At 31.9% G+C, this 4,194-nt stretch carries 6 protein-coding genes; 5 read left to right on the top strand and 1 reads right to left on the bottom strand.

The annotated features are described in order from the left end of the window. Nucleotides 1–309 precede the first annotated feature (309 nt). Nucleotides 310–732 (top strand): acyl-CoA thioesterase, encoded by a 423-nt coding sequence (locus ACIQ0D_RS11895; RefSeq protein ID WP_395805894.1) that lies wholly within the window; start codon nt 310–312, stop codon nt 730–732. A 4-nt stretch (nt 733–736) separates the two neighbouring features. On the opposite strand, the gene ACIQ0D_RS11890 is transcribed toward ACIQ0D_RS11895, so the two are convergent. Beyond that, a complete protein-coding gene (locus ACIQ0D_RS11890; RefSeq protein WP_395805892.1) occupies nt 737–1,732 on the bottom strand; it encodes a D-alanine--D-alanine ligase in 996 nt (331 codons plus the stop codon). A gap of 160 nt (nt 1,733–1,892) precedes the next feature. Between ACIQ0D_RS11890 and ACIQ0D_RS11885 the strand changes: the two genes are divergently transcribed. From ACIQ0D_RS11885 to ACIQ0D_RS11870, 4 genes are all read left to right on the top strand, one after another. Further along, the gene (locus tag ACIQ0D_RS11885; RefSeq protein WP_395805890.1) at nt 1,893–2,657 is read left to right on the top strand and encodes a PASTA domain-containing protein; all 765 of its coding nucleotides are present in this window, start codon (nt 1,893–1,895) and stop codon (nt 2,655–2,657) included. Nucleotide 2,658: 1 nt separating this feature from the next. Continuing rightward, nucleotides 2,659–2,961 carry a rhodanese-like domain-containing protein gene (locus tag ACIQ0D_RS11880; RefSeq protein ID WP_395805888.1) on the top strand — a complete coding sequence of 101 codons (303 nt, stop codon included), beginning with the start codon at nt 2,659–2,661 and terminating at the stop codon, nt 2,959–2,961. Nucleotides 2,962–3,002: 41 nt separating this feature from the next. After that, entirely contained in the window at nt 3,003–4,034 is a 1,032-nt protein-coding gene (gene mltG / locus ACIQ0D_RS11875) for an endolytic transglycosylase MltG (protein WP_395805886.1), read from the top strand. After that, the coding region (locus ACIQ0D_RS11870; protein ID WP_395805896.1) for an acyl-CoA thioesterase at nt 4,034–4,194 on the top strand (161 nt) is incomplete at its 3' end. The genes mltG and ACIQ0D_RS11870, both read left to right, overlap by 1 nt.

Raw genomic sequence — 4,194 nt, 5'->3', positions numbered from 1 at the left:
ACATTACGTGAATAATATTAAAGCTGTTAATAATTAATTAATTAGCTGCAAAGATAGATGTTTGTTAGTTAATTTCAAAGAATATAGTTTTTTTATGAATATTTTATGTGGCATAACTATACTTAGAATAAGAAACAAAGAATATAGATTAAGGAATTATGAGTAATGTAAAACGATTTAATGGTGCATTCAAATGACCATTACAAAAAAATGTCTCATATCTATTATCTCATATCTCAAATCTCATATCTCCCCTCTAATATCTCACTCCATTTCCTAATCCCATTTATTGTTTCGATTTTTGCCACAATGGAAAACGAAATTAAATACAGCCAGTTTACAAGTGAATTTAAGGTTAGGCCCGATGATATCGATATGTTTAATCATGTTCATAATAGTACCTATTTTGATTATGTACTAGCTGCTAGGTATGAGCAAATGGAAACTTATTATAAGATGTCGATGGAAGAATTCCTTAGTCAGGGTTTTGGCTGGGTTGTGCGTTCTGCCTTTGTAGATTATAAACGACCACTTGGATTAGGTGATCGTTTTGCAGTCCAGACTGGCATTGAAACCATAAACGACAAAGGTTGTCGTGTTAAATTTGAAATTACAATCCTAAAAACAGGCAAAGTTGCCTGCGATGGTTGGTTTGATTATGTTATGATTGATATCAAAACTGGCAGAAGCGTAAAAGTTTCAGAAGAAATGATTCTAAAATATTCAATTTAGAATATTAAACATGATTATTTAAAGCCATTTCTACCAAATTACCGTAAAATTCACTAATATTTAGTCCTGCTGCACGTACTTGCTGTGGAATAAAACTTTGTGCTGTTTGACCTGGAATCGTATTAATTTCAATAAAATAGAAATTTGAGGTATCTTTTTGTAAGAAATAATCTATTCTAACCATTCCCTTGCAATTGAGTTTAAGGTAAACATCCGTTACAATTCGCTCTACTCTAGATTTTTCTTCCTCATTCATTCTGCCTGGAGTAATTTCTTCTGTGGCGCCTGGTGTATATTTTGCCTCAAAATCGAAGAAATCATTAGTTGGAATTACTTCTGTAGCTGGTAAAACTTGAATCCCATTTTTGGTTTTATAAACACCAATTGAAAACTCTCTACCCTCTACAAATTCTTCAACCAAAACTTGTTGATCTTCATTAAATGCCTTATTTAATGCATCCTTAAGTTCAGAGTTAGCTTTAACTTTACTCATCCCAATACTACTTCCACCATTATTAGGCTTAATAAATAAAGGCAAAACTAAATTACTTAATACTTGCTTTTCTGAATTTTCCGAATTCTCAAATAACTGAATTGAACGAGCAATATTTAGTCCGCTAATACCATCAACGATTGCCTTGGAATAGCCCTTATTCATTGTTAATGAAGATGTTAAAGCATCACAACTAGTGTAAGGTAAGCCTATTAAATCAAAATAACCTTGAAGCTTGCCATCTTCACCTGGCGAACCATGTAACATGATAAAAGCTACGTCGAAATTTATTTTTTCATTATTAACACGAACACAAAAATCATTTTTATCGACAGAATGTTTAGCGGAACTAGCGTCAAAATAATACCAAGAATCTTTTAAAACGACTATCTTAAAGACATCATACTTAGATTTATCTAACTGTGATTCAACAAAATCAGCACTTTTAAATGAAACTACTGACTCGCCGGTAAAACCTCCTGTAACTAATGCAACTTTCCTTTTCATAGCTTCAAAGATAAATTTTTAAACAATTTAATAATATAGCTGACTAATATTTATCTTCGATATTGGTTATTTTGAATTATTTTTGAAAGATAATTGTCTTTTAAGGCATAAATTAATTAGCGTACATCGTTTTATAAACCATAAATAAAACCATCATACAATGAGTAAATTTTTTAGCTACTTACGAACAAAAACATTTCGTAAAAACCTCCTTATTGCTGTTGGATCTATATTAACATTTCTAATCATCTTATTTTATAGTCTGGGTTTTTACACTCATCATGGCGAAGGAATACCAGTCCCGAAGCTAAAAGGCCTACCCCTAGCCGAAGCCATTGAACTTTTAGAAGAACAAGGGTTAAGATATCAAATAAATGATTCAATCTATTTAATTGACCAAGGTCCAGGTGTTGTTGTAGAACAAGATCCTGACCCAAATACGAATGTAAAATCAAACCGTACCATTTATTTGATTGTTACAAAAGATGCTCCAAACATTAAATTTCCTGATATTGAAGGTAAAACGTTTATTGAAGTTCGTTCAATACTTAATAATTATCAATTAAAAGTTGGTGACACTACTTATCGATCTGATGTTGCTAAAGATGTAATTTTAGAGGCTATTTTTAATGGAAGTATTCTCAGAAAAGGACAACAGATACCGAAAGGATCACAAATCAGTTTGGTTCTTGGTGATGGACTTGGCGCAAGCGAAGTGGATATACCAAACTTAATGGGATTAAGCCTTAGCGAGGCAAGAATGGCGCTTTTAGGTTCTTCACTTATATTGGGAAACGTTACTTTTGAAGGCGCTACAGATTCCGTTAATGCCAGAATAATTAACCAATTTCCTGCTATAAATGATACCTTAAACAAGGTGAGCATTGGCACTTCAATTGATGTAGTTCTAAAACGAGGAAATTAATTTGAAAGATATTTTAGCTGTTGAATTTATAGAACGCAATACTGATTCTTCATCATTTACATTAATTGATGTTAGAGAAGAACTTGAATATCTAACTTTTAATGTTGGAGGCGAAAATATCCCCTTAGGGAAATTATTGAGAGAAATTGATGAGCTTGACTATGATAAAGAAAAGGAAATTATTGTTATATGCCAACGTGGCTTGAGAAGTGAAACAGCCAAAAGAGCTCTAATAAATATGGGTTTTACAAATGTTAGAAATTTGATTGGTGGATTATTAGCAATACGAAAATTGAATTTTTAGAACCAAATTAGCCTACAAATAATTAATAATCAGATACATAAATGACTTTTAAATCAAAAACACTTTTAGCAATAGGTTTAATATTAATATTGGTATTAGGTGGAACTGCACTAAACTATTATTTACAATATTTTAAACCGAACATAAACGGAAAACAAGAATATTTATTCATCAAAACAGGATCTGATTTCAATGATGTTTATGCTACAATAAAATCAGAGAATACCTTAAGAGATACACTTTCTTTCCTTAATGCTGCCAAAAACATGCAATATTCTGGTAAAATTAAACCAGGTAGATATCGATTACAAGAAGGAATGAGCAATAGAGCATTCATAAACATGCTTAAAGCTGGAAATCAAGAAGCCGTGAAGATATCTTTTCAAAATGTGCGACTTAAACATACCCTAGCTGGAATGGTCTCAAAAAAATTAGAATGCGATTCAGCTTCAATATCAAAATTGCTAGATTCTACTGAATATGTTCAAAAATTTGGCTTTAACACCGACAATGTGTACACCATATTCATTCCAAATTCTTATGAAATATACTGGAATACAGATGCTGAAGAGTTTTTTACAAGAATGCATGAAGAGTACACCAAATTTTGGAATGACGAAAGGAAATCAAAAGCTAAAGGAATAAATATGAGTCCGATAGAAGTCAGTATCCTTGCTTCAATTGTGGATGGTGAAGCATTAAATGATAATGAGATGCCTACAATTGCAGGACTATACATGAATAGACTTATCAAGGGAATGCGCTTAGAAGCGGACCCGACAGTAATATTTGCAGCTAATGATTTTACAATTAGAAGAGTATTAAATAAACATTTACGGATTAATTCACCTTATAATACATACTTAAACAAAGGATTACCTCCCGGACCAATTTCAATGCCTAGTATAAATGCAATTGATGCTGTTTTAAATTATGAGAAGCATGATTATATCTATATGTGTGCGAAAGAGGATTTTTCTGGTTATCACAATTATGCTTCTACCCTATCGCAACACCTAACTAATGCTAAGAAATTTCAACAAGCTCTAAATGAGCGCAATATCAAAAAATAATGTATATCCATACTACAAAAATACGCGTTCGATATGCTGATACAGACCAAATGGGTTATATGTACTACGGTAATTATGCCACATTTTTTGAAGTAGGCAGGGTTGAAATGTTACGCAGTTTGGGAATGACTTATAAATCAATGGAAGACTCTGGAATAAT

The sequence above is a fragment of the Daejeonella sp. genome (genome assembly GCF_044342615.1).
GTDB lineage: Bacteria > Bacteroidota > Bacteroidia > Sphingobacteriales > Sphingobacteriaceae > Daejeonella.
Note: the sequence above shows the minus strand (reverse complement) of the source record. Positions and strands in the feature narration are given on the sequence as shown.

What these genes read in the sequence shown, in the direction of transcription:
- ACIQ0D_RS11895 (WP_395805894.1), top strand. Translation starts at nt 310, where the DNA reads ATGGAAAACGAAATTAAATACAGCCAGTTTACAAGTGAATTTAAGGTT.
- ACIQ0D_RS11890 (WP_395805892.1), bottom strand. Translation starts at nt 1,732, where the DNA reads ATGAAAAGGAAAGTTGCATTAGTTACAGGAGGTTTTACCGGCGAGTCA.
- ACIQ0D_RS11885 (WP_395805890.1), top strand. Translation starts at nt 1,893, where the DNA reads ATGAGTAAATTTTTTAGCTACTTACGAACAAAAACATTTCGTAAAAAC.
- mltG (WP_395805886.1), top strand. Translation starts at nt 3,003, where the DNA reads ATGACTTTTAAATCAAAAACACTTTTAGCAATAGGTTTAATATTAATA.